The 23,793-nt window shown below is 45.7% G+C and carries 18 protein-coding genes; 9 read left to right on the top strand and 9 right to left on the bottom strand.

Features of this window, described 5'->3' with window-relative positions; translation table 11 throughout:
* The first annotated feature begins 280 nt into the window (after positions 1–280).
* From ABV001_RS00770 to ABV001_RS00795, 6 genes are all read left to right on the top strand, one after another.
* Positions 281–3,064, top strand: coding sequence for an alpha/beta hydrolase family protein (locus ABV001_RS00770; RefSeq protein WP_352421042.1), 2,784 nt, complete (start codon positions 281–283; stop codon positions 3,062–3,064).
* A gap of 52 nt (positions 3,065–3,116) precedes the next feature.
* The gene (locus ABV001_RS00775) at positions 3,117–3,695 is read left to right on the top strand and encodes an RNA polymerase sigma-70 factor (protein ID WP_352421066.1); all 579 of its coding nucleotides are present in this window, start codon (positions 3,117–3,119) and stop codon (positions 3,693–3,695) included.
* 70 nt (positions 3,696–3,765) lie between these two features.
* Positions 3,766–4,740: a FecR family protein gene (locus tag ABV001_RS00780; RefSeq protein ID WP_352421043.1), complete on the top strand. Its 975-nt coding sequence runs from the start codon at positions 3,766–3,768 to the stop codon at positions 4,738–4,740.
* Positions 4,741–5,043: 303 nt separating this feature from the next.
* Entirely contained in the window at positions 5,044–8,343 is a 3,300-nt protein-coding gene (locus ABV001_RS00785) for a TonB-dependent receptor (RefSeq protein WP_352421044.1), read from the top strand.
* A gap of 14 nt (positions 8,344–8,357) precedes the next feature.
* Positions 8,358–10,076: a RagB/SusD family nutrient uptake outer membrane protein gene (locus ABV001_RS00790; protein ID WP_352421045.1), complete on the top strand. Its 1,719-nt coding sequence runs from the start codon at positions 8,358–8,360 to the stop codon at positions 10,074–10,076.
* A 56-nt stretch (positions 10,077–10,132) separates the two neighbouring features.
* A complete protein-coding gene (locus ABV001_RS00795; protein ID WP_352421046.1) occupies positions 10,133–11,560 on the top strand; it encodes a Gfo/Idh/MocA family protein in 1,428 nt (475 codons plus the stop codon).
* Here ABV001_RS00795 and ABV001_RS00800 read toward each other — a convergent pair.
* The 9 genes from ABV001_RS00800 to gmd form a co-directional block, all read right to left on the bottom strand.
* Complete coding sequence (locus ABV001_RS00800; RefSeq protein WP_352421047.1) at positions 11,557–12,342, bottom strand: TrmH family RNA methyltransferase; 786 nt, start codon at positions 12,340–12,342, stop codon at positions 11,557–11,559. The genes ABV001_RS00795 and ABV001_RS00800 overlap by 4 nt on opposite strands.
* Before the next feature lie 71 nt (positions 12,343–12,413).
* A complete protein-coding gene (locus ABV001_RS00805; protein ID WP_352421048.1) occupies positions 12,414–12,866 on the bottom strand; it encodes a thioredoxin family protein in 453 nt (150 codons plus the stop codon).
* A 32-nt stretch (positions 12,867–12,898) separates the two neighbouring features.
* Positions 12,899–13,372, bottom strand: a complete 474-nt coding sequence (locus tag ABV001_RS00810; protein WP_352421049.1) for a pyridoxamine 5'-phosphate oxidase family protein — start codon at positions 13,370–13,372, stop codon at positions 12,899–12,901.
* A 3-nt stretch (positions 13,373–13,375) separates the two neighbouring features.
* Positions 13,376–14,482, bottom strand: coding sequence for a glycoside hydrolase family 43 protein (locus tag ABV001_RS00815; protein WP_502929813.1), 1,107 nt, complete (start codon positions 14,480–14,482; stop codon positions 13,376–13,378).
* A 294-nt stretch (positions 14,483–14,776) separates the two neighbouring features.
* Positions 14,777–15,121: a 50S ribosomal protein L20 gene (rplT, locus tag ABV001_RS00820; RefSeq protein ID WP_076928400.1), complete on the bottom strand. Its 345-nt coding sequence runs from the start codon at positions 15,119–15,121 to the stop codon at positions 14,777–14,779.
* A 101-nt stretch (positions 15,122–15,222) separates the two neighbouring features.
* The gene (gene rpmI / locus ABV001_RS00825; protein WP_294082979.1) at positions 15,223–15,420 is read right to left on the bottom strand and encodes a 50S ribosomal protein L35; all 198 of its coding nucleotides are present in this window, start codon (positions 15,418–15,420) and stop codon (positions 15,223–15,225) included.
* Between the two features lie 117 nt (positions 15,421–15,537).
* Positions 15,538–18,405: a bifunctional fucokinase/fucose-1-phosphate guanylyltransferase gene (locus tag ABV001_RS00830; protein ID WP_352421051.1), complete on the bottom strand. Its 2,868-nt coding sequence runs from the start codon at positions 18,403–18,405 to the stop codon at positions 15,538–15,540.
* 56 nt (positions 18,406–18,461) lie between these two features.
* A complete protein-coding gene (locus ABV001_RS00835) occupies positions 18,462–19,763 on the bottom strand; it encodes a DNA translocase FtsK (RefSeq protein ID WP_352421052.1) in 1,302 nt (433 codons plus the stop codon).
* A 287-nt stretch (positions 19,764–20,050) separates the two neighbouring features.
* Positions 20,051–21,097 (bottom strand): GDP-mannose 4,6-dehydratase, encoded by a 1,047-nt coding sequence (gene gmd, locus ABV001_RS00840; protein WP_352421067.1) that lies wholly within the window; start codon positions 21,095–21,097, stop codon positions 20,051–20,053.
* 260 nt (positions 21,098–21,357) lie between these two features.
* Between gmd and ABV001_RS00845 the strand changes: the two genes are divergently transcribed.
* The 3 genes from ABV001_RS00845 to ABV001_RS00855 all read left to right on the top strand — a co-directional run bounded on the left by ABV001_RS00845 (position 21,358) and on the right by ABV001_RS00855 (position 23,752).
* Positions 21,358–21,591, top strand: coding sequence for a hypothetical protein (locus ABV001_RS00845; protein ID WP_352421053.1), 234 nt, complete (start codon positions 21,358–21,360; stop codon positions 21,589–21,591).
* 333 nt (positions 21,592–21,924) lie between these two features.
* Positions 21,925–23,448 carry a DoxX family protein gene (locus ABV001_RS00850; RefSeq protein WP_352421054.1) on the top strand — a complete coding sequence of 508 codons (1,524 nt, stop codon included), beginning with the start codon at positions 21,925–21,927 and terminating at the stop codon, positions 23,446–23,448.
* Between the two features lie 28 nt (positions 23,449–23,476).
* The gene (locus ABV001_RS00855) at positions 23,477–23,752 is read left to right on the top strand and encodes a DUF6520 family protein (RefSeq protein ID WP_352421055.1); all 276 of its coding nucleotides are present in this window, start codon (positions 23,477–23,479) and stop codon (positions 23,750–23,752) included.
* The last annotated feature ends 41 nt before the right edge of the window (positions 23,753–23,793 follow it).

Below are 23,793 nucleotides of genomic sequence, written 5' to 3' on the forward strand. Positions count from 1 at the left end.
TAATTATATAATAAAAGGTAAGTAGATTTACAAATATAACATAATTAAACAACATTGATTTCAAAGTTTGTAAAAAACAAAAATTTCTTGTACTTTCGCTTTGGATTTGGAATTTGGGAATTATATAAATTGATGAAGTCGTCATGTATTAAACGATCAGCACATCAACACATCGTTAAATCAACAAATCAGTTTCCGCTACTTCTTGACTTCTCAACTTCTTAACTTCTCAATTTCTTGACTTCTTGACTTCTAAATTCTAACTTATAACTCCCAGCTTATGCGCTTTACCTCTTTCCTGAAACCCGTTGTCCCCCTCTTTTTCATTTTTTTAAGCACAACGGTGTCCGCCCAAAAGAAACCTCTCGACCATTCGGTATATGACGACTGGAAAAGTCTCCAAAATATTACTGTAAGTGACAACGGTAATTTTGTCGGCGCCATTATCAGCCCACAGGAAGGTGATAGCCTCCTTTTCATCCATGACTTGAAAAAAAATAAAAGTCTGACACTGAAAGGAGTAAACAAATACGCGTTGGCCCCGGATGGAAAATATACGGTAGGATTGATAAAAGCTCCGTTTACCGAAAGGCGGGAAGCACGGATCAAAAAGAAAAAAGCGGACGAAATGCCGGAAGATTCCTTGGCAATCATCCATAATGATTCATTCGGCATTGAAAAGATAGCTGCTGTAAAATCATTCAGGACAGCGGAAAAGATGGGTTCGCATATTGCTTACACCATCACGCAAAAAGCCGACACGACAGATAAAAAGAATAAAACGGCAAAACCAAAAGAGTGGGTCGTGATCCGGAATATCACCACCCAACATGAAGATACCATACCCAATGCAAAAGAACACCTGTTCAGCAAATTCGGCAACTCGCTGGCGATTATCATTGAACCTGACAAAAAAGATTCCACCGATACACCCGGTGTCCTGTTTTACGACCTGGAAAAGAATAACTCAATGCGTATCTCCAATGAAAACGCAGAATATAAATCACTCGCTTTTGATGAAGAAGGGAAGCAACTTATTTACCTGGCCACAAGAGATATCTCGAAAGTCGAACAAAAGGTATTCGATGTCCGTTATTTCCGAAATGGAAACGATTCGGCAGTAGTACTCGCCGACAGAAACGCTTCAGGGCTTCCCGAAAAATGGATTTTCAATGAATTCTCTGCTCCCGGATTCAGCAAAAATGGGGAGCGGATTATCCTCGGAGCTGCCCCAAAACAAGCGCCCAAAGATACCACCATAGTCGATTTCGAAACAGCCGCACTTGATATCTGGCACTGGCAGGAACCACTGATCCAACCCCAACAGTTGGTGGAATTAAAAAACAAACAACACCGGACTTATACAGGGATAATCCTTCCCGGCCAACCGAACCGGTTTATCGCCATCGCCAATGAGGAGATGCCGTTTTGTAACATTTCGGATGAAGGGAACGGCCGTTTCGCATTGCTTTGGTCGGATGAACCTTACCAACTCGAAAGCCAATGGGACATTTCTTCAAAAAACGACGTATGGGTGTGGGATTCCCGTACAGGACAACTGCAAACTGTTGACACTCCCGTACAGGGCAGGCCCATGATCTCACCGCAAGGCAATTTTGTCTATTGGTGGGATGCTAATGAACGCCAGTGGTTCGTATATGACAACCATGACAAATTGACCAGGAATATTACCAGAGATATCCCTGTCAACTTCTGGGATGAGAAGAACGATGTCCCCTCTACTCCCGGCTCCTACGGAATTGCCGCATGGACGGAAAACGACGGGTATATCCTTGTCAACGACGCATTCGACATCTGGAAGATAGATCCCAAAGGTGCAAAGAACCCGGAGAACTTCACCGGCCATACCGGGCGGAACGACTCCATCACATTCCGTTACGTGAGAACCGATCCTGAAAAACGATTTATCGAACCCGGCGACCTGCTTCTCCTATCGGCTTTTGACAGGAAAACCAAACAGTCGGGTTATTACACCCTGGCGCAAAAAGGACGCAATCCACTAAAGAAAAGAACGATGGATTCATTCTCGTTCACGTCCATCTCCAAAGCAAAAGACAAAGAGGTGTACGCGTTCCAGAAAAGCAATTTCCAGACATCACCCGACCTGCATGTCACTCAAACATTTTGGCAATCGACTGAGAAACTGACTGACATCAATCCGCAGATGCGGGATTATAACTGGGGAACAGCCGAACTCTTCTCCTGGACTTCGTTTACCGGCATACCACTCCAAGGCATCGTGTATAAACCTGAAGATTTCGATCCTTCGAAAAAATATCCGGTAATGATTTATTTTTACGAACAGCACTCCGATGAGTTGTATCGTTACTTCACACCGGCTCCCAGCCGCTCCACAATCAATATTCCTTTCTTTGTGAGCCGGGGATATATTGTCTTTACGCCCGACATCCATTACACAACAGGACAGCCGGGGATGGATGCCTATAACTCCGTAGTGGCAGGTGCCCAGGCACTGGCAGAAAACAGTTGGGTGGACAAAGCCAACATGGCCATACAAGGGCAAAGCTGGGGAGGATATCAGGTGGCTTATTTAGTGACGAAAACCGATATGTTCAAAGCAGCAGGTGCCGGTGCACCGGTATCGAACATGACCAGCGCCTATGGAGGAATCCGCTGGGAATCGGGCAGGAGCCGCCAGTTCCAGTATGAACAGACCCAGTCGCGTATCGGAGTACCCATGAGCGATTCGCTACAACTCTATATCGAAAATTCTCCTGTTTTTTATGCCGATAAAGTCAATACGCCGTTATTGATCATGCACAACGACAAAGACGGGGCAGTCCCCTGGTATCAGGGAGTAGAATATTTCATGACGCTCCGTCGACTGGGAAAACCGGTCTGGATGCTCCAATACAATAACGAGGCCCATAATCTGAAGGAACGCCGCAATGCCAAGGATCTCTCCATCCGCCTGCAACAGTTCTTCGATCATTACCTGAAAGGCAGCCCGGCTCCCGTCTGGATGACAAAAGGCCTGCCCGCCACGGAAAAAGGGAAAACATGGGGATATGAGACTGATTGATGAATGTGATGATTCGGTATGCTGTGATGAAAATTTAGATCTAATGAACAAGATGTTTGATGAAGTAAAAGAACTCAGGGCATTGAGTAAAGGTTCGGATAAAGCGTTCGAGAATATTTACAAACAATATTCCGGAAAGCTGTACAACTTCATTATGGCAATTTCACATGGTGACCATTATATTGCGGAAGAGATCGTGCAATCCACATTTATCAAATTATGGGAAGTGCGGGAGCAAGTTGACACAAGAAAATCGATATTATCTTACCTTTCCTCCATCGCTAAAAATAGTCTATTCAATAAGTACCAGCACCAAACTGTTGAGTTTCTATACCAACAGTTTTTATTAAAAGAACAACCTGCATATGACGAATTTACCGAAAACGAAATCGATAAAAAATGGCTTGAGAACTATGTAGATGAATTGATAGAACAACTACCCCCCTCGCGCAAAAGAATTTTCATCTTGCGACGAAAAGAAGAGTTTTCGACGAAAGAGATTGCCGATATAATGCAAATATCCATAAGCACAGTGGAAACACAACTTTCACTGGCTACAAAATTCATAAAGAGGCAGTTCGAAAAAAATTATGACAAACTATTTATTCTCTGCTTGATGTCGTTAATTTAATATAATTAATAATGGGTAAATAGAGGGAAGTGAGGCCTAAACTGTATTCTTAATACACAGGAAAAAAATAATGGAGGATAACCAGTACATACGCTTATTTGAAAAATACCTGCGGAAAGAAATTTCGGAGCCGGAATTGCAATTACTCGCAGGCGCACTCCGGAATAACGCCCGGATTCAATCTATTTTAGACAACGAACTGATGAATGCCAGTCCGGAAATGGACGAAGAAATGTCTAAACTTCTGTTTGCCTCTATCCACGCCTCCATCTCCCACAAAAAAAGGCCTTTTTTCCCGGTAATGGACTGGAAAAAAACGTTGCGATGGGCGGCAGTGATCATGCTTCCCTTTATCTCAGCCTTTTCGGTATATTTTTTGATGACCAATCATATCGAAGAGCCCGCCCTTATCACTATTACAGCAGATAAAGGGGAAAAAGCCTCCATCGTGCTTGCCGATGGGAGTAGGGCATGGCTCAATTCCGAATCGACGCTTTCCTATAACGAGACTTTCAGCCGTAAAAATCGGAATGTATATCTATCGGGGGAAGCTTTCTTTGAAGTGGCAAAAGACACAAAATATCCGTTTACTGTGAAAACAAAAGAGATGGATATTGAAGCATTGGGAACCTCTTTCAACGTGACAGCTTATGACAATAGCCAACTCTTTTCTTCTGTGTTACTGGAAGGGAAAGTAAGAGTAACAGCCCACGGCTTAGAGCACGTCTTAGAAAAAAATGAACGTGCAATATATAACAAAATAGATGGAACACTTACTACCGACATGGTATATGCTTCCTATTTCACAGAATGGAAAAATGGGAATCTTTACTTTCAAAATAATTCACTTGAGGAAATTGCCATTACCCTGTCACGTGTATTCAACGTAGATATCCGTTTTGCATCAGATGAACTGCGTGCTCTCCGTTTCTCGGGAACACTCTGCAGCAGTAGTATCATCAATACTTTAGACTTACTCACCCTTACCTCCCCAATGTACTATAAAATGAACGGTACAACCATCGAACTGTACTACAAAAAGTGATCGTATACATTTCTCAGACATTACGCCTTAAAATCATCCTTCTTTTTTATCAACAGTAAGAAGAAACTTTCTTTTTGTCACTCATGACGTTTCACAACGCCACACCATTAAATAATGATAATAAAAGTTAACCAATTAGCGGATTTTTTATGTTGTCCTGTAATAATATAACAAGTAGAATGAAAAATTTCATCTACTCCGCTACTAAAAAGCTCAGTTTTCTATGTTGAGCAGGGTAAGGAAACAAACTCTACCTCCACTGCAGAGAGCAGGCAATTTTTTAATTTTTTAAATTAATTATCTATGAGGAAAACTTTATTTCGAGAAAAAGGCCTATCCGCAAAAACCATGTTATGTTTGCTGTTATGGCTCATCACAAGTCAGGTCTTTTCACAAATTACCATTAATGTGCAAAACCAACCGTTAGTAGAAGCATTGAAAGCAATTGAACGTGCTAGTGATTACAGATTCTTCTATAACGAAACACTTCCGGAGCTGAAAAAGAGCACCACTGTGCGGTTAACTGATTCTGATATCGATAATGCGATGCGCCAAATACTCGCAGGTACGAATATCGATTACAGCAAAAGTGATAATAACATTATCGCGCTATTCCACAAGGAAGTACCGGAACAACAGCCTCCTACATCAGACCAGAGAAAAGGAAGCACCGTGAAGGGAAATATTGTGGATGCTTATGGAGAACCGGTTATCGGCGCCACCGTAGTGGATAAGAATAATCCTACGGTGGGGACGGTGACCGATTTCGACGGAAACTTTTCACTTGATGTTCCGAGTGGAGCAATCTTGTTAGTTTCTTACATCGGTTATCAGGACGTGGAAATATCGACTGCAGGAAAAACATTTGTCGATATCATATTGCAAGAAGATACCCGTCAATTGGATGAATTGGTGGTTGTGGGTTATACCGTGCAACGTCGTGAAAGTTTGACGGGTTCGCTGCAAACTGTTTCCAGCGAAAAATTAAGGAATATCACTTCCCCCTCTACCGAAAACATGCTTAATTCAAAAGCTCCGGGTGTATATGTAGCTCCCGGATCAGGACAACCCGGTTCAACAGGAACCATTATTATACGTGGTAAGTCGACTGTAAACGGAAGTACCGATCCCCTTTGGGTAATTGACGGTGTGATAGTGGGTAGCAGCTCCGGTTCTTTGAACCCTGCCGATATCGAATCAATCACCATCCTGAAAGATGCGGCTTCCACCGCCATCTACGGTTCTCAGGGAGCCAATGGCGTAATCGTGGTCACCACCAAAAACCCCAAAGTCGACACACTGACTATCGATCTTACTGCCAAAGCAGGTGTCAGCAATTTGATGAGAGGAAACCTAAAGGTGATGAATGGCGCTGAGATGTATGACTACTTCAAGTCATTCAGTAACCAGGAGGAAATTTTGTTTCCTCGCTGGAGTCCTGAACTGAGAGACAGTGATTTCAGCTGGTGGGATCTGGCTTCACAAACCGGATTTATACAGGAATATAACCTAACCCTTTCCGGTGGAACCGAAAAGATGCGTTCAATGGTTTCTGTTGGTGTGTACGATGAAACCGGGGCTGTAAAAGGATACGACTACAGGCGTTATAATCTGTTGTACAAAACCGATTACCGTCCTTTCGACTGGCTTACCATCAAGCCATTCCTTTCCGGTTCGAGACGTGATATCGACGATCGCCAGTATTCAGTAAGCGCTATGTATTCTAATTTACCATGGGATAGCCCTTACGATAAGGATGGAAATATCATTGGTCATAGATCTCCTCTGTGGGTAAACAGCAATAGTACCAATTATTTGTACGACCTGCAATATGATTTCTCCAATTCTCTCACCTATGAGTTTATGGGAAATTTCGATTTTGATATCAAGTTGACCGACTGGCTGACCTTCTCCTCTGTCAATAATATTAAGTATCAGAATTACAGTTCAAAAGCATATACCGATCCACGTTCAAATGCTGGCGAGGGGGTTAGCGGACGCATTGAGGAGTACCGCTCCGATATGATTCGCCGCTATACCAACCAAATGTTTCGTATCAACAAATATTTCGGGAAACACTCCATCAATGCCCTGTTAGCGTACGAATTCAATGACTATTCAGGAAGAAATATCACAGCCAGGGGAACCGGATTTGTACCCGGATTCGAAATACTCGATGTTGTTGCCAAGCCTGAATACACCAAAGGAGGGATATCGGAATGGGCAGTACAATCTGTTTTCTCCAATATCAACTATGCTTACGACAACAAGTATCTGGCGCAACTTTCATTGCGTCGCGACGGAGCATCCAACTTCGGTGACAACGCAAAGTATGGTAACTTCTTCTCCATCAGCGGAGGCTGGAATATCCATCGGGAAGAATTTTTCAATAGCGATGTGGTAAATGAGCTAAAACTAAGAGCTGCTTACGGTTCTGTAGGAAACCGCCCGACCTCTCTGTATCCGCAGTACGATTTATACGCTGTAGCTACCAGTGCAAGCTATAACGGCAATTCCGGAGCATTGATCTCTCAAATAGGAAACAGGGATCTCACCTGGGAAAAATCATATACGACCGGTCTGGGACTCGACATCGCTTTATTCGACCGTCTACGGATGACATTCGACTACTACGACAAAAATACCAGCGACCTACTCTACCAGGTTCCGGTTCCGGGTGTTGTGGGTGTAACCCGTGTATGGCGTAATATAGGGGCAGTACGGAACAAAGGTTTTGAAGCTACCGCAAGTGTAGATATTATCAAAAACAGGGATTTACTTTGGAGCATAGATGCCAATATCGGCCTGAACCGCAACAAGGTGACCGAACTCTATGGTGTACGCGACCCGAAAACAGGGCAGGTGCCGCCTGTCATCGGTGGTAGCGGTGTAAATATTGCCGGTTCAGCACAGACTATCCTGCGTGAAGGAATTGATGCCGACACATGGTATCTTCCCGAATGGGCGGGTGTAAACCCGGAAAACGGGGCACCGCAGTGGTACAAAACCGTAACCGATGCCAATGGCAATAAAACAAGGGAAATAACTGACAAGTACGAACAGGCCGATCAGGTAGAAATGGGAGCTTATACCCCGAAATTCTTCGGTGGGTTCTCCACAAGCCTCTATTGGAAGAACTTCGATATGAATGCTGTTTTTGGCTACTCGGTAGGAGGAAAGATTTACAACTATACCCGTACCGAATATGATTCCGATGGAACCTATACCGATCGTAACCAGATGCGCCTGTTGAAAGGATGGAGCCGCTGGCAAAAACCGGGTGATATCGCTACACACCCCAAGGCTGTCTATGAGAACAAATCCCAGTCCAACAAGGTTTCATCACGCTATCTGGAAGATGGGTCCTATTTCAAGATGCGTACACTCTCCTTAGGATATAATTTCGGGTTACCGCAATACAACCTGTCCAATGTAAGGCTTTTCGTTACAGGTGAAAACCTCTTTACCATCACCGATTATTCAGGTATTGATCCGGAACTGCCTTCACATAATGACAATGGAACACTTAAAGTCGTGGGTGTCACCACTACCGTATATCCCACTACGCGTAAATTCTTATTTGGCATCAACATAACATTTTAAAGGAGAATAATCATATGAAGAAATTTGTTATATACATTTTACTTTTCGCGGGGATTGGTTTTACTGCTTGCGATATAGACAGATTGCCCTACGGCTCCATGCCGGATGAAAGAATAAAACAGGATCCCGACGGATCGCTTTCAACCCTGCTTAATGGTGCTTATGCACAAATGAAAACATGGTCGGATGTAATGCACCGCTGTGGTGAATATGCCGGTGATAATATCATGATTCGGGGTTCATCCACCGATGCCTTCTATGAATTTATCTCCTACTCTCGAACTCCTAATAATTATCGTCTTCAATCATTCTGGGACAACAGCTACAAAGCCATTGCCCAGACGTCCAATATCATTTCGATGATTGAGGAGGGACAGAGTCCCGAAGTAGACAACCAGATTGGAGAAGCTTATTTCCTTCGCGGTTTAATGTATTTCTATCTCTGCCGTGCGTATGGAAGACCCTATTTCCAGAATCCCGACAAAAACCTTGGTGTTCCCATCGTAAATGGTACACCTGAGAATGTTTTCGGAGATTTTCCTGATCGTGCTACAGTGGAAGATACTTACAAGCAATCTATTGCCGATCTGGAGAAGGCTACGACTTTGCTGACTATCGACAAAGGACCCGTATATGCATCCAAAATGGCAGCACAGGCCTTATTATCCCGTATCTATCTTTATATGAGTGGAACCTATGAAAATCCGAACGTACAATACGCTGAGAAAGCCATTGAATATACTGACGCAGTAATCAATTCGGGAGAATATTCACTGTTGTCACGCGACAATTTTATGCGTTATAACGAATTCACTCCTGAAAATAACAGCGAGACCATCTTCGCCATTAAACGTGTTGCTTCGGAATTTTCGGGTTTTGACCACTACTACGGTGTCGGGGGAATGTATGCTGTGATTGGCGGTATGGGTTGGGGTGAAATGTATGCCAGTGGCAAATACCTGAGTCTTCTCGATGAAACAGGACGTAACGACTGGGCAAACAACAAATTGGTAGACGCCCGCGCTGCCTTTATCGAACCACAGTATTCAGATGATAATGTAGATGTATTCCGGTTTATCAGGAATCTTTATAATGATGCCGGTGTACAGACCAATTACACATACATCCAAGCACCCATTACAAGGTCAGGGAATACCATCACATGTATAGATAATGAAAAAAACTATACATTGACACCGGTAGATGCAGAACAGGGTATCTATTCTATCAATTATGAAGACGGCAACACTTATACAGGTGTAATCGATAAATTAATGAAACTGAACCGTTCCCATCCTATGTTTTATATCGTGAAGTGCTCACGCGAAGGGGAAGACTCCCATCTCCACTCTCCCATAATCACCCGGTTGGCGGAAATGTATCTGAATAAAGCGGAAGCTGCCGCCAAGAAAGGTGATTATGAAACTGCACGTACTGCATTGAATATAGTACGCGAACGCTCACTCCCCGGCCAGGGATACACCACACTCACCGCAGCCAATGCAGATGAGATGATCGACAAAGAACGTCAATTGGAACTTGCCTTCCAGGCAGAACGCAGCTATGATGTATTCCGTAATGGCAAACCGCTCACGCGTCATTATCCCGGACCGCACAATGCGATGGAAGAAGTAGCACCCACCGACTACCGTGTCGTATACTATATACCTCAAGACGCGATCAACGCATACGTGGGTACAGGTAACCAACTGACTCAGAATCCAACAAAATAACACAATAAGCAGAAGGCTCCATTGGGTTGCCTTCTGCTATGTTACTCGAAATTATTATGCACAAAAAAACGATGACATTGGCCATATTAGTGGCTGTATTGTTCCTGCTCGGCTGTACAAGCGCCACACAGAGGACGAAAGAAGGAGATGAGAAGAGGCAACCTATCCGCACGGAAGTACCCGAACGTCCCGCGGGACAAAAAGACGTATTGGGTTTAGTTGCCGAGAAGATCGACACGGTGCGAGTCGGCTTTATCGGATTAGGGATGCGTGGCCCGGGCGCAGTGCAACGTTTCACCCATATCCCGGGGACGAAGATTGTGGCCCTGTGCGATAAACATGGAGACAGAGTGGAGAAGGCGCAGAGTATCCTCGAGAGGGCGGGTTTGCCACAGGCTGCTTCCTACAGCGGCAGCGAAGATGCCTGGAAAGAACTGTGCCAGCGTGAGGATATCGACCTGGTGTATATTGCTACCGACTGGAAACACCACGTCCCGATGATGGTTTATGCCATGAAGCAGGGCAAACATGTGGCTTGCGAAGTACCGGCGGCGATGAATTTGGACGAAATCTGGGAGGTGGTGAATACCGCCGAACGGACACAAAAACATTGCATACAGTTGGAAAACTGCGTGTATGATTTTTTTGAACTTACCACACTTAATATGGCGCAACAGGGCCTTTTCGGCGAGGTGCTCCATACCGAGGGAGCCTATATCCACAACCTGAGCGATTTTTGGGATGCGTATGAAGGGGACTGGCGGATGCAGTTCAACAGGGAATTCCGTGGAGACGTGTATGCCACGCATGGTTTGGGCCCTGCTGCCCAAGTGCTGGACATACACCGTGGTGACAGGATGACCACCCTGGTGTCGATGGATACCAAACCGGTGAATATTCCCGAATACCTGATTGAGAAGAGGGGGGTGGACCGCGACAGCGCCTATCTTTTCGCCAACGGGCAGAACACGATGACGATGATCCGCACGGAAAAGGGTAAAACGATCCTTATCCAGCACGACGTGGCTTCACCTCGCCCCTACAGCCGTATGTATCAGGTGAGCGGCACGAAAGGGTTCGCGAACAAATACCCGAACCAGGGGTACGCCCTCGAAGAGAATATGGTGCCGGGGGAGGGTATGCCCGACCATGAGAACCTGAGTGCCCACAGTTATATGCCGAGGGAGGTGCGTGATATGCTGATGGACAAGTACAAGCACCGCATCCATCGCGAATTGGAAGAAAAAGCGAAGGAAGTGGGTGGCCACGGCGGCATGGACTTTATCATGGATTACCGTTTGGTGTATTGCCTTCGGAACGGTTTGCCACTGGACATGGATGTGTATGACCTGGCGGAATGGTGTTGCCTAGGGGAGTTGAGCCGCATCTCGATGGAGAACAACAACTCTTCAGTGGAGGTGCCCGACTTTACCCGTGGTAACTGGAATAAAATACAGGGATTCAGGCATGCTTTTGTGGATTAAAACCCGCGCTGCCGCATTGCTTCGAAGGTAAGCACGGCAGTAGATACCGACACGTTAAGCGAATCAATTTTCCCGCGCATGGGGATTTTGATTCGCTTTGTTGCATGCCGGAGCCAGAAGTCGGACAAACCGTCCGCTTCGGTACCCATTACTATTGCCGAAGGGTGGGTAAAGTCTGTCTGCTGATAAAATTCAGCCGCCTGCAGTTCTGCCGCATAAGACGTGATATCAAGGTTTTGCAGCCATGCAAAGGCTTCGTCGGAAGAGCAGACTGCGGTCTGTACGGTAAAAAGTCCTCCCACGCTCGAGCGCACCACGTTGGGATTATAGAGGTCGGTCTGCGGGTCGCATACGATTACCGCATCCACTGCCGCGGCATCGGCAGTACGGAGGATAGCACCCAGGTTACCCGGCTTCTCCACCGCTTCAATCAGTATAAGAAAGGGGTTAGGGGAAAGTCTCAGATCGGACAGCCCATGCCGCTTCGGCTTGGCCAATGCCACTACTCCGTCGGAATTCTCCCGGTAGGCGATTTTGCTGAATACCGCCGGTGAGATATCACACACAATCTCCGGGGGCAGCACATCCAACAGATCGGGATATTTTGTCTTTTCAAACATTTCCCGGCACACATACACCGCTTCAGGGAAATAACCGCTCTGCAATGCCAACGAGAGCTCCCGTGCCCCTTCGATCACGAAAAGCTGTTGTTCCTTCCGTTCTTTACTTTTCGATAACTTTACAATATTCTTTACTGCCGGATTCTGTAAACTTGTAATCATCCCCTTCCCTCTATCGTGTGAAGCATATATCATTTATCAGCGAAGCAATTATCGCACTCAGCGCACTATCATCAAAGATTCTCCTTTTTCAACAGAAAAGTATCAATCACCTCCTTGAACGACTTTTTAGGAAGGGCTCCCATTCCTATCTGCGGGTCTTCGTCCATGGGAATAAACAGGAACATAGGAATACTTCTGGCACCGAACAGGCTGGCCAATTCTCTTTCACGATCTACATTGATCTTATAGACATAAATCTCGTCACCATATTCTGCTGCCAGGTCCTTCAGTACCGGAGATACTATCCGGCAGGGACCGCACCAGTCCGCATAAAAATCAATGATGGCCGGCTTATCACCTTTATAGTTCCACGACTCGGAATTGTTCTCGAAATCGAACACCTTCTCCAGGAAAGTCGCTTTTGTCAACTCTATCGGCCTGGCTGTTTCCTTCTCTTTCGGCTCACCCGCTGATACAGAAACAATCATCATCAACGCAGCAAAAAATATTGATATTTTTTTCATTACCATGATTTAATCTCTTTTTTTAGCTCCTCTTACATCTTTTTCGGCACGCCGAGTTCCCTGGCAGAAATCTCATCCAGTGCCACTTTCCATATCTTCACATTCCTCACGGCAGGGGCAGAATAGCTGAACTCGCGATCGGAATACTGGCGCATGATACAATTCAACGCCTTCACCTTTTCATCGAGATCCTCCTCAAACATCACTTTGCCGTAGCAAATCACGCTCTCGGCACGCATCCGATAACTACAGGCCACCTCTTCGTCCTGCCACACCAGGGCGGGATCGGTACAAAAAGTAAGGCAAACCTGCGGATTTTTCTCCAAGATGGAAATAGAATGTCCTTCTTGTGCCGAATGCAGATACACCATTCCCTTTTCATACCCGAAATTCATGGGTAACACGTAAGGCTTGCCGTTTTCATCCGCCATTCCCACATAGCAAAGCCGGCAGCCGGTTATAACATGCTCAATCCGATGGTTCTCTTCAATGGAATAGGTACGCATGGGTTACAATTCTTTTTCTGAAGTGGACGGTCCATCCACGGTCAATATCCCGTTCGCATCAATCCTCATCCCATCAATAAAGACCACACGCTCATCACCCGTCTTTTGGGTACGGCCATGATAGACAGTGTACATCTTTTCCCCGTCTTTCGACCTGAACATCATATTGTGCCCGGTGCCGGTCACCTCTCCGCCTGTGGCTACATTTTTCTCCAGTACAGGATTATTCGCGGCCTTCACAAACGGCCCCAACGGATTATCGCCCACAGCGTATCCCACCGCGTAATTCTCACCTCCGAAGAAGTTGGCAGAGTACATCATGTAGATCTTCCCGTTATACTCAAAGGCGAACGACCCTTCCGTCCAGCGGCGGTTGACCTCCCCGGAAGTCACGGAACGGCTCTCCCACCCCGTTTGCGGATCATCCATGGTAGTTGGGGGTTGCAGCAGTAATACCGGTTCTCCAATTACAGAAGTGAAATCATTGGATATCTCCACCCCATATACCCAACTCTCTTCTATCTCCTCAAAAAGATCCTGCGCACGGGCCCATTCGGCCACCTCGCTTTCCACCGGGTTCTTATAACAACAGCGGGAGTAATAGAGATAAGTCTTTCCGCCGTGTTGCAGGATATTGGCATCGATGATGGGATATCCCGGATCGAACAGCGGTTCATCGGATATCTCTGTGAACGGCCCTGTAGGTTGATCGGCCACCGCCACCCCGATACGGAAGTTTTCCAGTTCATGGGTCGGGTTCTCCTTCCAATCGGCGCTAAAGAACATATAATACCGTCCATCCATCTCATACACTTCGGGTGCCCAATAGTTCTTTACCGTCCAGGAACCGGGCTGGTCACCAAAATAGACCTGCCCCTCGAAATGCCAATCGGCAAGGTTGTCGGAACTATATGCACCGAATCCTTTCTCCACACCGCCCGTGCCGTACATATAATACTTCCCGTCGGATGCGGAGAGGATAAACGGATCACCAAAGGCCACCGGCAAGGGATTTGCATAGGTGATCGTTTCCACCGGGGATTTTCCCTTGTTGTGGCAGCCGGAGAGTGGTCCGGTCAGCGCAACTGCCACCAGCAGGACAGCACTCATTCTTGTAAGCAGTTTCATTTGATGTATTTTTTGATTTTCATTCCCGGCCCGGTCGCATCGACAGGGTCTTATTGCTATTGAGAGACAGGACTTCGGTCAGTCACGTTTTTTGACGGAGAGATTGGCGCCTGTCTCTTCCATAATGATACAAAAATAGATGAAAAAGAATCCATATCCAAACGCAAAGGTATGCAAAACTGTTTTTTACAGAGGAAGGTCAACAAAAAAGGAGAACCTTTTCAGATTCCCCCTATCTATTTCATTCCGGATCAACCCGGCATGAAGAGTGTGTTACTATTTCACTTTATCCACGATCGCCTTGAATGCTTCGGGATGGTTCATTGCCAAATCGGCAAGTACCTTGCGGTTGATTTCGATTTCATTTTTGTGCAGCGCACCCATCAAACGCGAATAAGACATACCGTGTTCACGGGCGGCAGCATTGATACGCTGGATCCACAAAGCGCGGAAGTTGCGTTTTTTGTTTTTACGGTCACGATAGGCATAGGTAAGACCTTTTTCCCACGTGTTCTTGGCTACTGTCCACACATTCTTGCGTGCGCCGATATAGCCTCTTGTTAATTTCAGAACTTTTTTTCTGCGGTTGCGCGAGGCAACATGATTGACTGACCTTGGCATAATGTTACTTGTTTTGAATGATAGCGTCCCTGTCGTGCAGAGCTCTTGATGGCATACATCCTGTTACTAAATCTCTTTTTGGAAACTCTCTCGGGTATGAATTATTTCATCCCCAACAGTGTCTTTACACTGTTTAAGTCAGATTTGTGAACCAGACCGGTTTGTGTCAGATTTCTCTTTTGCTTTTTGGTCTTCTTCGTCAAGATATGACTCTTATAAGCATGTTTCCGTTTGATTTTTCCTGTTCCGGTAAGGGCGAACCTCTTTTTGGCACCGGAATTAGTCTTCATTTTTGGCATTTTGCTCTTTTTGAATTTGTGATTACTATTACCCCTTTTGCCCCGTTATCCGGGAAAAAGTTTGCAAAGGTAATGATTTTATTCTCCTTACACAAGGTTTTCAGTGATTTTTTATTTTCATGATCTCGATACCTGAAACCCTTTTTTCGACAGCTCCATCTCCACGAACCGGGATTTCCCGTTCAGCGGATGCTCATTCAACACTTTACGGATGCGTAATACAGCCTCTTCATCCTTGGCTACCATGTAGAGATATCCTCCGCCGCCGGCGCCCGGCAGTTTATAGCCCAGGGTATAATCTTTCACCAGATCGATGATCCTTTCCACTTCCGGAGGATTGGTTCCCCTGTCGATCATCTTCTTCTGCTCCCATGTTTTCCTGATCAACTGCCCGTACCGTTCAAAATCACCCCGCTGGATAGCGTTAGCCATATCCAACGCGTGCACTTTCATCTCATGCAATATCGAGAGGTGTTGTGCCGAATTAAGGAACATACCCCTTACAATCTCACCCAGGATATTTTTTGCCATGCGGGTAATACCCGTATAGTACAACAGGTGAAAGGGTTTATAGGAGGGATCGGCAAACAGGAAATCGGGAAGCCAACTGATTTGTGGCGTCTGCAGGAATCCTCGTCCCGATTCCAACAATTTCACCCCGTGGAAGATACCCCCATACTGGTCCTGCCATCCCCCTCCGCTGGTCAGCAATTGCTCCAGTATCAACGTGTTCGTGCTGATATCCTGCTTGTTCCACTGTAACCCGCAGAAATCATTGAGTGCCCCCAGCACGGTTGAAGCCAGGATAGAGCTTGTCCCCAATCCCGATCCGGCAGGTATGGCCGCCAGCAACGTCAACTCAATGCCCCCGCCGAATGCCTGCAACTGCCCTGCCAGGGTATTCCATCGCTCCGCCGAGAATTCCGGCAGGAAGCCACACAACGCCAATGCCGCTTTCGGAATGGAGAAGGGCGATCCCAACTGATGGAATGCCCTCAGATCATCAAAAGACTCTACCACTTCGGTAGCTCCCATATCAATAGAACGCAGCACGATCCGGCATTCTTTAGACGGCTTCACATATACCTGCAGGGGAGGCTGTCCGTTCAGTTCTATCGCCACGTTCACTACATTCCCGCCCGAATAGAGCGAGAAAGGAGGGGTATCCGTCCATCCTCCGGCCAGGTCGATCCTCACCGGGCTCCTGCCCCATATGATCTGGTCGGGGAATGCCGACAATTTGGGTGACCGTTTTTTGTCGGACAGCACCTCGATCATCCCGTTCCGTAAGAGGGAGAAAGCCGCCTTCTCTTCCCTGTCCGCTTCTTCAACGTCCCCTCGCAAAGCCAGGAGGCGCGACCGGAACATCCTGTTATGGATACGCTGCATCTTATCGGCTTCATGGGGCAACAACACGGGCAGGTCGAGATCCATGCGATGATATTCTTCTGCAACATCACTCAAATCCAATTGATAGAAGACACTTTTTTCGTAGTTTTTCTCCAGCATCTTGTAATTCTTCCGCCGGAAGTCCTTGCGTTGCGCATATAACCTGGCAATGGATGCCCTCTCCATCAACTCGTCCGCCGAAAGGCGCTCCGACTCCATCCAAATCCTCTTCCCATCTGGCGGGAGACCGTCGCCGATCATCCATTTCAGCACTGCCTCCATCTCATCCGACCGCTCAAGGCAGGGAAACAATTTACATTGCTGGATATCCCCTACCGCGTCATCTCCTGCGCCATCTGACAACACATCCGTGTCCAATCCCCGCTCCTTCAGCCATTCCACCACCGGTTGTCCCATCCAGCGCGTTTGCGGATCATCGACTTTTCCCCTGAACCAATCGTTCATTCCGTAAGGACGGATCGCATATAAACGGTCATCCACAGGCACGATATCCACACATATTCCCTCCGGCACATTCAACTGCCAGTCGTTTTCCGGCACTCCGGTGACCACACTATCCGTCGCCACCCTCCATCCACCGCCCAGGCAGGCATTCTCGATCCATATATTCCGGTTTTTCTCGCTAAACTGAAAATCGATAATAGCATTCTGGGTAAAGATCGCCGGGTTCGGTTTAATTTTCCGGTGCATGATCAGTCGCTGGTCGAACACCTTGTTCTGGAGCGCCAGGGTGGATGTAATCACCTCGTGGGTGGTACCATAGTGGTAGAACTCGCCTCCCGGCAAGGGAAGTATTTTTACGGTCAGCTGGTTGATCTCACTGTCAGTTTTCCTCGGGTGGGTTCCCAGCGCCAGGCCAAAATCGCTGTACAGGTCATAGAATTCCAAAGAGCCCGCTTTGCCATACGACCGCTCCCTGAGCAATTGCACCGCCCGGTCGCTCAGCAGCCACATGCCTATATCCATCAGCATCAGATGCGACCGGGATAGTTCCTCCAGCTCCTGCAGCGAAGGCTTCTGCATCACCCTGTCCAGCACATCAGGTGTATCCCGGTGGGCGGCAAACACGCCGTGCCGGGTTGCCTGCGACGAGTCGACCCATAGGCCGTAACACACCACATCCGCCTCCGGTATCTCCTGCAACGGTTCTTCAGAGCGGATCAACACATCACCGCTGGCGATAAAGGTACGCAGCGAATCCGGCGCCTGTTTCAGGATCTGCTCATAAAGAGGGAGTTGTAACGCAATCAAATCCTGGCGTAATTGTTGTCCCCTTGCCCAGCGGAACACCGGAACCGGCAGCCCCGTCTTGCCCGTCACCGCATAAGAGGGGAGACGCCTGCTCTGTCCTCCCGCATGGATCAGGATTCGTTTTTCGTTAGAGAGCCATGCGTCGAAGTCCATGTCCGGGTTTTCGTTCCGCCAACACTCTTCCAGGAGCCATGTTGTACCACTTCCCGAACCCAGTCGTTTCTCTTTCGGGTCGGAAGTGCAGAACCACTCTTGTTCGCTCCTGCGATGAAGCGTGTGGTAATCTTTTGTCGCATTATGGGGCAGTGAAAGGAGCTTTTTCATCTTACGCTATCGATAAATGGAATAAATTAAGATCAAAAATAATAAAAAAACTCCCTTCACACAAAGCCGTCTGGCATATTTAAATCATTCAATGAATATTTTAGTAATGGGGAATCATCAGGTAAAGGCAATAGATAGGCATAGTCATATCCTTGTTGCCTTCCAATGTGCCGGATGATTTTTTTCACTTCACCGGTCGAAATAAAAGGGACCTGCAATCTTATCTTTGACAACTCGTCTTTATAGATTGCGTCACCGTTTCCGCACAATCTTTCAGCACCTTCGTCATCAAGTATTATCTTCGAGTCTTGCCGGCTTACCGCCCGAAATGCAATATGAACGGGAAAGTTATTCTTGACATCTTCACCTATAATATCCTGTGATGGACATTGTATCGAAAGTATAAGGTGTATGCCTACCAGATGGGCATTTTTGACAAGCCTTCTTATGTATGTTTCCCCCTCGCTCGTCGCTATATCACAATATTTATCCATTATCACCACAATATAAGTCATAAACCGGTGTCCTTTTGAAGGATTCAGTTCACGCTTCCGAAACATGGCATTATATTCTTTTATATTCCTCACATTTGCCTTTAGCAGCATCTCAAACCGTTTATCCACCTCATAGGTTAATGACCGTAATGTTTCTATAACATCCTGAATGTCAGAAACCACATTAGTCTCCCCGTAAGTTAATTTTGCCAGAAAATGTTTTTCTATTGTGGAATATAAATTTAGTTCTATTCGCAACGGATCAAACAGCACGAACTTAAGTTCAGCCGGGTGTTTTTTATAGAGTAAAGAAGCTATAATCACGTTTAGCAACACAGATTTCCCCTGTCCCGTAGCACCTGATATCAAGATATGTTTTTTTTCACTCAGGTCAACAATAATATTCTTATGTGTCAGCGTTTGCCCGATAATCAATGGCAATTCATAATGAGTTTCAGAAAATTCATCAGAATCAATCACGGACTTAATGGGTAATATTATATGTTCTTTATTCGGCACAACCAGGCCAATAGTAGTTTTATCAAAAATGGGCTCGATGGATATATTAGGGGTACTTAAATTGAATGAAAGATCTGCATATAAGCTTTTCAGTTGGTCTAAGCGTAATCCTTTTAAAGGAGTGATTTCGTATAATGTGTTTGTATAACCAACTGTTGCATCAAGAGACCAGACATCTATGTTATTTGCCTGTAATATACTTATCAACTTCTCTTTTATTTCGATAACGTTATGTATTGGGAATACAAGGTTCGCATCTTCCAGCAAATCGATAGTGGGAAAGATATATGCCGGCAAATTTTCTTTCGGGTCATAATCATTAAGGATATCATATTTTATTTTCATCTTCATTCTCTTTTTAGTTGCGGGGATGTATGTTTCTTTAAATGTCACAATTTGGTACTATTTGGTAAAAAATTTCCTGCTACCTATTTATAAATAAGCAACTTGCACTGTATCCCCTATTATCTACCTATTTTTATTGCATTTTGAGAATTCGATTTAATCAGATATACAATCTACCCTTACTGTCATGAGATAAGTTTAACATTCCTGCCAACTATATATTATTTAACGGACATACAAAATTATCATTTTTTTTGTATTATTGTCTTGATAATGTAGTTTTTTTATCAGCACGATTTCATGTCGTGTCGCACCATCAATCTTACCAGTTCTTCAAATGATGTCTTGCGGGGATTCCAACCCAGCAAGGTTCTGGCTTTGGAGGGATCACCCAGGAGCTGTTCCACTTCGGCCGGGCGGAAATATTTGGGATCTACCTCTACCAGCACTTTTCCGGTAACAGTGTCTATTCCTTTTTCATTGATACCCTCACCTTCCCAACGCAACGTGATACCGGCTTCGGCAAAGGCAAGCGTACAGAATTCACGCACGGTGTGCATCTCGCCGGTAGCCACCACAAAATCTTCAGGCGTATCATGCTGAAGCATCAGCCACATACACTCCACATAATCCTTGGCGTAACCCCAGTCCCTCAATGCATTTAAATTACCGAGATAGAGTTTGTCCTGTTCGCCCTGGGCGATACGGGCCACGGCAATCGTGATTTTCCGGGTGACGAAGGTTTCTCCCCGGCGTTCACTCTCATGATTGAAAAGGATACCATTTACGGCAAACATGCCATAAGACTCCCGGTAATTCTTCGTGATCCAGAAGCCATATAACTTTGCCACACCATACGGGCTACGCGGATAAAAGGGAGTGGTCTCTTTCTGGGGCACTTCCTGCACCAACCCGTAAAGTTCGGATGTAGATGCCTGGTATATTCTGGTTTTCTTTTCCAGCCCAAGGATACGGACGGCCTCCAACAGGCGGAGCGTACCTACGGCATCGGTCTCCGCCGTATATTCCGGCACGTCAAAACTTACCTTCACATGGCTCTGGGCCGCCAGGTTATAAATCTCATCCGGTTGTGTGGTTTGGATGATACGGATGAGCGAGCTGGAATCGGTCATATCGGCATAATGCAGGTTGACGAGCCTGTCCCGGTGCATGTCCCTTACCCACTCATCAAAATATAGATGTTCAATACGGGCGGTATTAAATGAGGATGAACGACGGATAATCCCGTGTACTTCATATCCTTTTTCTATCAACAACTCGGCCAGAAACGATCCGTCCTGTCCGGTAATTCCTGTTATTAATGCTACTTTCATCATATTATTATTTACTTCCATGTCACTGTTTAATCCAGCCAAAGGTACATCTTTTTTCATGAGTTCCGGTTTATTCCATCTATCCATTTTCAGATATGATTTGACGACTTCTTTAAAAGAGGATATTTCCTTTAGATCCTCATCAGACAAGTCTTCCATCCTGAATGAACAGAGTAAGGCGTCCTTCACTTTTTCCGGATTCATTTCATAAAAATCAGCAATATCCACACCTATCTCTTATGGGAAAAAATATCAACCTTATGGGGAAATTCGAATTCCGTGAGATATGCGTCATCGACATGTACCGGACCGACAGGCAGGAGTATCTGGGCAGTTTTTATGTGCACCACCGCGGTGGCCATAAAATGACCCGGATGATCGTCATGGACGAGCATTTGTTTGTTTTATCCGGCAATGAAATCGTGCGTTACCGTTTTGCGCAATCTATAACACGCCATTTCAGTACGGAGGAAGCCGAAAACAACTTCTCCTAATAATCCCGATTTTCATTCTATTTTTATTTTAAATCCTATTTATTGGTATAAATTTATATGCAGTAATAATAAATATCCAGAGCATAAGACAGTTAATTATATTATTTTTTGAAAAAAAGTTTTGAAATTGAGTGTTCATACCTTATATTTGCAGAGAGTGAAATGTATATTTTGATGCTTTAGGTTTTAGATTCTTTCTAAATATTTGCTGAAGTTGCTCCTGCATTAGCGAAGCAATATCGAGATTACCCGATCTGTTTATTCGGCTTATGTAAATCCAAAGAAAATACGATGCATTTTCCGGTAGGAAAATAAACGCAGGAGAGAATCACCATGCAAAAAAATCTGTCGAAATGGCAGCATGCAATTGTACAAATAATCTCCTACTTGTACGTGCTCCTTTTTGTATATACGGCCATCAGTAAACTGCTAGATTTTGAGAACTTCGGGATAGAGCTGGCACAGTCTCCCCTGTTGAGTGCCTATGCCGGATTGATAGCCCCGTCCGTCATCATCGTCGAACTGCTTATTGTCGTGCTTTTATGCTTTAAAGCCACCCGGCTCATCGGCTTGTACGCCTCTTTCTTTTTAATGATCGCCTTTACCGTCTATATCTATTTGATACTCAATTACAGCGATTTTATTCCCTGTTCCTGCGGCGGGATCATTGAAGAACTAAGCTGGACGGAACACCTGGTATTTAACCTTGTTTTTGCAGCATTGGCATTGATCGCCATCGTATTGACAGAAAAGGAAAAAGGTACGCCTACCGTTGCTGTTGTGCTGAAAAGCGTGTTGCATTCCCTTGCGGCTGTGGGCGTAGTGGTGGCATTGTTCCTGTCGTCAGAGCACATCATTAAAAAAGAGAACAACTTCATAAGGCGATTTGGTCAACATCCCATAAGGGATAAGATAGCGTTCGACTTAGGAGTGAATTCCTATTACTTCGCAGGTATTGCTGACGGACAGGTCTACCTGGGGAATATTACTGCACCTTTTATTCTCACTACTGTGGATACAGCATTGACCACAAAAACTGAAAAGAGGATACAACCCGATGATACCGAACATCCGTTCCGTTCCATCCAAATAAAGGTAAAATCTCCCCATTTCTATATGTATGACGGGAGTGTGCCGGTGATTTACCGGGGCCGGTTGGATGATTCGCTTGCCCGTACCATCAGTTATGCAGATTGTTATTTCTCCCAACTGGAAGTGATAGACTCCGTACATTTCGTCTTCAGGACGCAAAGCACTGAAACCAGGGCGCAGGTATTGGGAAAACTCGCATTGGAGCAAGACCCAAAGATTATACTCAACCACGAACTGTTGGAAAAACAAATCGATGGCGTATTCGATACGGACGGGCAGTTGCTCCGGGACGACATAACCGGTGAACTGGTCTATATCTATTTTTATCGCAATCAATTCATGGTGGTGGACAGCAGCCTGCACCTTTCCCGGAGGCTGCACACCATCGACACCATATTCAGGGCGCAGGTGCAGGTCCGTTCATTGTCGGACGGACGGCATAAAATGGGAGCGCCCCCGTTGCAGGTCAATAAGAGGTCGGTCGTACATAACCGGTTGCTGTTCAATGAATCCAACCTTATGGGAAAATACGAATCCCGTGAGATGTGGAACCAGACAGCCATTATCGACATGTACCGGACCGACAGGCAGGAGTATCTGGGCAGTTTTTATGTGCCGAATCGCGGTGGCCATAAAATGGCCCGGATGATCGTCACGGATGAGCATTTGTTTGTTTTGTCCGGCAATGAAATCGTGCGTTACCGTTTTGCGCAGTCGGTGACGCGGCATTTCATCAAAACAGGAGACGCCGAAAACCTAAATTAGAGTAGGCATCATTCTAAATTTTTTCATTATGAAGAAATTTAAACAACTTCTTGTGCCGGCTGTGATCATATTAATGGGAGCCGGCGCGGCTTTTGCGACCAATGCAGCAAAAGACAGCAACAGTGACTTGGTAACCGGATACTATATAGATAGTTCCACAAGCCAATGTATAGCAGCTGATAAACAATGCAGCCGCTCGGGGACTAATGCTTGTACATGGGAGGATAATAACAAATTATCTCACGATCTTTACGAGCTAAGTGGAACCAGTTGTGTCCTGATGTTATTTGAACCTGAACCATAGGTATTCGAGAGAAGGCGTCCAAAGAGAAGAAGCGCTCTTTG

This window comes from Proteiniphilum sp., from assembly GCF_040307845.1.
Lineage (GTDB): Bacteria > Bacteroidota > Bacteroidia > Bacteroidales > Dysgonomonadaceae > Proteiniphilum.

Excerpts from the sequence above, each read along its gene's own strand:
- ABV001_RS00770 (WP_352421042.1), top strand. The coding sequence starts at position 281 with ATGCGCTTTACCTCTTTCCTGAAACCCGTTGTCCCCCTCTTTTTCATT.
- ABV001_RS00775 (WP_352421066.1), top strand. The coding sequence starts at position 3,117 with ATGTTTGATGAAGTAAAAGAACTCAGGGCATTGAGTAAAGGTTCGGAT.
- ABV001_RS00780 (WP_352421043.1), top strand. The coding sequence starts at position 3,766 with ATGGAGGATAACCAGTACATACGCTTATTTGAAAAATACCTGCGGAAA.
- ABV001_RS00785 (WP_352421044.1), top strand. The coding sequence starts at position 5,044 with ATGAGGAAAACTTTATTTCGAGAAAAAGGCCTATCCGCAAAAACCATG.
- ABV001_RS00790 (WP_352421045.1), top strand. The coding sequence starts at position 8,358 with ATGAAGAAATTTGTTATATACATTTTACTTTTCGCGGGGATTGGTTTT.
- ABV001_RS00795 (WP_352421046.1), top strand. The coding sequence starts at position 10,133 with ATGCACAAAAAAACGATGACATTGGCCATATTAGTGGCTGTATTGTTC.
- ABV001_RS00800 (WP_352421047.1), bottom strand. The coding sequence starts at position 12,342 with ATGATTACAAGTTTACAGAATCCGGCAGTAAAGAATATTGTAAAGTTA.
- ABV001_RS00805 (WP_352421048.1), bottom strand. The coding sequence starts at position 12,866 with ATGAAAAAAATATCAATATTTTTTGCTGCGTTGATGATGATTGTTTCT.
- ABV001_RS00810 (WP_352421049.1), bottom strand. The coding sequence starts at position 13,372 with ATGCGTACCTATTCCATTGAAGAGAACCATCGGATTGAGCATGTTATA.
- ABV001_RS00815 (WP_502929813.1), bottom strand. The coding sequence starts at position 14,482 with ATGAGTGCTGTCCTGCTGGTGGCAGTTGCGCTGACCGGACCACTCTCC.
- rplT (WP_076928400.1), bottom strand. The coding sequence starts at position 15,121 with ATGCCAAGGTCAGTCAATCATGTTGCCTCGCGCAACCGCAGAAAAAAA.
- rpmI (WP_294082979.1), bottom strand. The coding sequence starts at position 15,420 with ATGCCAAAAATGAAGACTAATTCCGGTGCCAAAAAGAGGTTCGCCCTT.
- ABV001_RS00830 (WP_352421051.1), bottom strand. The coding sequence starts at position 18,405 with ATGAAAAAGCTCCTTTCACTGCCCCATAATGCGACAAAAGATTACCAC.
- ABV001_RS00835 (WP_352421052.1), bottom strand. The coding sequence starts at position 19,763 with ATGAAAATAAAATATGATATCCTTAATGATTATGACCCGAAAGAAAAT.
- gmd (WP_352421067.1), bottom strand. The coding sequence starts at position 21,097 with ATGAAAGTAGCATTAATAACAGGAATTACCGGACAGGACGGATCGTTT.
- ABV001_RS00845 (WP_352421053.1), top strand. The coding sequence starts at position 21,358 with ATGGGGAAATTCGAATTCCGTGAGATATGCGTCATCGACATGTACCGG.
- ABV001_RS00850 (WP_352421054.1), top strand. The coding sequence starts at position 21,925 with ATGCAAAAAAATCTGTCGAAATGGCAGCATGCAATTGTACAAATAATC.
- ABV001_RS00855 (WP_352421055.1), top strand. The coding sequence starts at position 23,477 with ATGAAGAAATTTAAACAACTTCTTGTGCCGGCTGTGATCATATTAATG.